Source organism: Chroococcidiopsis sp., from assembly GCF_051657925.1.
Lineage (GTDB): Bacteria > Cyanobacteriota > Cyanobacteriia > Cyanobacteriales > Chroococcidiopsidaceae > Chroococcidiopsis.
This window is the reverse complement of the sequence record NZ_JBOFLP010000083.1, coordinates 1-4,349: the sequence shown is the minus strand read 5'-3', so window position 1 is coordinate 4,349 and position 4,349 is coordinate 1. Positions and strand designations below refer to the sequence as shown.

Here is a 4,349-nt window from a genome sequence, read left to right as displayed (position 1 = left end):
GAGGAAACCCTATTAGAGATGCTGGAACAGCAAACTTTGCTACTAAGGATAGTTGGTCTTGATATCAATCTTGTTTAAACTGGGCAAGATTGTAATTGTAAATATTGGCACAGCGCGATCGCGACAATTTGTTACTAATATAGTCTCGCTAGATGAGATATGTCTAAATTAAACTGTCTGTGGAAATTGACAAATTAAGCAAGTAATAGGCTGTAACTCGGCTAGATATAAAAAACCAAAGATTATTGATGTTTGCCATCTATGACCCAAAAAGTTTCGACCTCAACGCCTAGTAGAACAGAAAAAGTGGTTCCAATTCAGCGAGATTTCTCTTGGCAAGTCGCCTCCAACTTGTTGGTGAGCTTCAAATATGCTTGGAGTGGCATTGCTTATGCGTTTAAAACTCAACGCAACTTCCGCATCCATATCTGTATAGGAACTCTTGCTGTCTTTCTGGGCTTATTATTACGTTTGCCTTTGGTCGAAATAGCTGTGATTACGCTGACTAGCGGCTTAGTGCTAGTAATGGAATTACTCAATACCGCGATCGAGTCTGTTGTAGACTTGACGGTAAAGCAGACATATCACGAACTCGCTAAAATTGCTAAAGACTGCGCCGCCGGAGCAGTATTAATCTCGGCTATCGCTGCCGTTCTAGTCGCCGCCGCTCTTTTGTTACCACCGTTGGTGAGGATCGTTCTATCTACCTTGAATTGACAAGGAAGCAATTCAAAATTCAAAATTGACCACTCACCACACCCTTTCTTCACGCACTACTCAAAAATGATTATAGTTATTGATAATTACGACAGTTTTACTTATAACCTAGTGCAGTACTTGGGTGAATTGGGGGCAGAGTTCCCAGTTGCAGCAGAGATTCGAGTTTATCGGAACGACCAAATTACGATCGAGCAGATCCGCGAGTTACAGCCAGATGGGGTTGTGATTTCTCCAGGTCCGGGTCGCCCAGAAGATGCAGGAATTTCTCTGGAGGCGATCGCACTCTTAGGCGAGAATACACCGATATTGGGCGTATGTTTGGGGCATCAAAGCATTGGACAAGTCTTTGGTGGTAAAGTGGTCTCTGCATCTGAATTGATGCATGGTAAAACTTCATCAGTTTCCCATACGGGAGTAGGCGTATTTAAAGATTTAGAAAATCCGTTGACCGCAACCCGCTATCATAGTTTAGCGATCGAACGGCAGACCTGCCCAGACGTGTTAGAAATTACCGCCTGGGTTGAGGACGGGACAATTATGGGAGTGCGACATCGGCAATATCCTCACATTGAAGGAGTCCAGTTTCACCCGGAAAGCGTCCTCACAACTTCAGGAAAGCAATTACTGCGCAACTTCCTGAAACAACTGCCGTCCCACTAGTGGAGTGAACGGAGAAGCAATGAAACGACGACAGTTGATTGGCTATGCTGGAGCGGGGCTACTTTCTACCTTAGCAGTGACGCTTGCAGCAAAATCTCAGCCTGCTGTAGCTCAAACAGGCAGCGGATTAACGGTACGATGGTTGGGTCATACTTGTTTTCTATTTACTGGTGGCGGGGCGCGAATTCTGGTCAATCCTTTTCGGCAGCTAGGCTGTACGGCGGGATACAGACCACCAAAAGTAGAAACAGATTTGGTTTTAATTAGCAGTCAATTATTGGATGAAGGGGCAGTAGAAGAGGTTCCTGGCAATCCCCAGCTGATCTTTGAACCTGGAGTATACCAATTTAAAGGAACGCAGATCCAAGGAATTGCGATCGACCACGATCGCGAAAAGGGGAGAAGATTTGGTACTAACGTGGCATGGCTGTGGACGCAAGGCGGGATTAGGATTTTGCACTTAGGGGGAGCTGCTGCACCAATCACAATCGAACAAAAAATCCTTATAGGTCGTCCCGACGTGTTACTAGTGCCAGTGGGGGGTGGTGCTAAAGCTTATAACCCTCAAGAAGCCCAAGCAGCCGTCAAGACTATCAATCCCAGGTTAGTCATTCCGACTCACTATCGTACCCAAGCCGCCGATCCTGCTGCCTGCGACATCGTGCCGCTAGATGAATTTTTGTCATTGATGGAAGGAACTCCCATACGTCGCAGTCAAAGCGATAGTTTAACTGTTAAAGCCGCCGACTTACCCAAGGATGAAACTGCAATTCAGGTATTGAGTTATAAGTTTTAACTGGTAGTTGGTAGTTGGTAGTTGGTAGTTGGTAGTTGGTAGTTAGCTCCCTCAGTTTCCTCAGCTCTCTTCCCCCTACTCCCTACTCCCTAATAACTGCTAACTTGGAAAGGTGTAGTTTCCTGACAGCGATGATGCAGTTGAACTCTAACAGCATTTATCCCTGCCCAGCCTGTCGTTTGGGCAAGGTTCAAGCTATGCCTTTAATGGAAGCGATGGCTTGCGACTGCTGCCAGCAGATTTTTGAAACTGATGTAGAAAGACAGCAGTTGAAAATGCTCTCCTGTCAACCACCGCTAGTCTGGCGTTGGAATGGCAGAAGGTGGATAGAAGCTTATTATGACGGCGTAGAATTTGGCTGGGGTTATACTCTAGCCGCGATCGCTCTCGTAGCGCTACCAACGGCTATAGTTGGGCTGACCGTCTATATCTTTCCGCCACTCCCAGATACTCCTTTATATTGGCTACCGTATGCTTGGATTTGGCTCACCTTTTTGTCACACTTATTAACGATTTGTTGGTTAGCGATCGAATTTTATCAATTTCAGCTCGGCATATTTCTGAAAACTTTGTTGCAGCGCTTGGTATTCCGCTAAAACACCGTACCGTCACTCTGTAACTGAATGGGGGAAACTCCATTCGGTCTAAGTTCGGCAGCAATCCGCCGTCCGGCGCTCCAAGTTCCGCCTTGCAAAATTTTGACCAAAGGCAACTGCGTAGCATCCATTTCCAACTGCTGGCGGATCGTTGCAGCAATTTGGTCTAATAGAATCACAGTTAATGCTCGCCACTCGACAACGACTTCCGAGTCTACTGAGTGGGCGTGGTGGAAAATATCTGAGTGTTTGGCTTGTAGCAGTCCGAGATCGAGGCACAAACCACCATTTCGATATTCTGGTAATCCGGTCAGGTCGTCAAGTCCCGTAATTTCTAAACCGAGTTCTTGTAGTGGCTCCAAAAGAGAATAAGTCAACCATTGCGAAAGCTTGTGAAATGGAACTAGGGAGTCGGTAATTGGTAATTGGTAATTGGTAATTGGTAATTGGTAGTTGCTCCCTCTGCCCCTCTGCTCTCTTGTCCCCCTGCTCCCTGCTCCCTGCTCCCTGCTCCCTGCTAAAGCAGAATGATACCAAACATCGCCGAGATTAACTCCGGCTATTTCAATTCTGCCAGACCAAATACTGCCGAGTCCTTCTAAAACAGCACGCAAAACTGTTGCAGCTGGTAGTTGTTTGTGGTGCGATCGCTGTAACAGATAATGCACGAGATGACCCGGACGGGGATTGTCGTCACCGAACATTTGCGGGTAGGCAAAAAGCGATCGCCCTAATTTTTGTAATAGTTCTACTCGTCCTGCCAACCCTACCAATGGATTATCCTCATTTACCTGAAATCCTTGAGCTAGGGTTGCTTCACTCAGAGATTGCAATCCTTGGGCATCGACTTGTAAAAGCTGATGAGGATGGCTGGAGAAAGCACCTTGACAGAACATCCGAAAACTAGCCACTGCTAACCCCTCCGATCGCTGAAAGATTGAATCGGTTTCCCGTTCGCAATACAACCAACGATCGCCCGCACCCGCATCTAACAGCACGCTGACGATTGCCAGATCGAACCGAGTCACGGCTCGCTCGACTGGCGATAGCCCTGCCAACAGCCGCTCTAACTGAGCTAAACGCGGTACTCCACCAACTTCAAAGTGCTGCCAGCGGCTATGGAAGGGAATTTGCCCATCGGGATATTGCTCTTGCATGACGGCAATAACATATTTTGCCACCCGTCCTAACTGCGTCAAATCGCAGCGGAAGTGACTCAACTTATCTTGCCGTGCCAGCTCAAACAACTGCCCGCAGCGATCGCGAATCGCCCTCGGGGAACGCAAATAAGCGATCGCCTCTTCCCAAGACTGACGGCTATCGGAAGTTAGAAGATTCATTATCAGTTATCAAGGACTGGTGCGTGGGGTGTTGCAGGCGGTTGGCGAGGTTTCCTCGCCAATAAAGCTGCGTCGTGGTGCGTGAAACATTTACGACTGACGACTTACGACTTCATCATTCCATTTCTCTACCTTTAATTTCTGCCAATCCTAACGTATCTAGTACCGCGCCTGGAGTGTAGTAACCAGCGGCTTTTTTCGCCTCAATTTCCACTTGTGCGTCTTGGGGAATCAAAT

At 47.3% G+C, this 4,349-nt stretch carries 5 protein-coding genes; 4 read left to right on the top strand and 1 reads right to left on the bottom strand.

All coding sequences use genetic code 11. From position 1 onward, the window contains the following. Positions 1-261: 261 nt before the first annotated feature. The 4 genes from ACRC32_RS06360 to ACRC32_RS06345 all read left to right on the top strand — a co-directional run bounded on the left by ACRC32_RS06360 (position 262) and on the right by ACRC32_RS06345 (position 2,772). Entirely contained in the window at positions 262-717 is a 456-nt protein-coding gene (locus tag ACRC32_RS06360) for a diacylglycerol kinase family protein (RefSeq protein ID WP_438553195.1), read from the top strand. A 66-nt stretch (positions 718-783) separates the two neighbouring features. Next, complete coding sequence (locus ACRC32_RS06355; protein WP_438553194.1) at positions 784-1,380, top strand: anthranilate synthase component II; 597 nt, start codon at positions 784-786, stop codon at positions 1,378-1,380. 19 nt (positions 1,381-1,399) lie between these two features. Further along, a complete protein-coding gene (locus ACRC32_RS06350; protein ID WP_438553193.1) occupies positions 1,400-2,176 on the top strand; it encodes an MBL fold metallo-hydrolase in 777 nt (258 codons plus the stop codon). 131 nt (positions 2,177-2,307) lie between these two features. After that, a complete protein-coding gene (locus ACRC32_RS06345) occupies positions 2,308-2,772 on the top strand; it encodes a hypothetical protein (RefSeq protein WP_039713040.1) in 465 nt (154 codons plus the stop codon). Here the strand turns inward: ACRC32_RS06345 and ACRC32_RS06340 are convergent. Then, positions 2,769-4,112 (bottom strand): URC4/urg3 family protein, encoded by a 1,344-nt coding sequence (locus ACRC32_RS06340; protein ID WP_438553192.1) that lies wholly within the window; start codon positions 4,110-4,112, stop codon positions 2,769-2,771. The genes ACRC32_RS06345 and ACRC32_RS06340 overlap by 4 nt on opposite strands. Between the last annotated feature and the right edge of the window lie 237 nt (positions 4,113-4,349).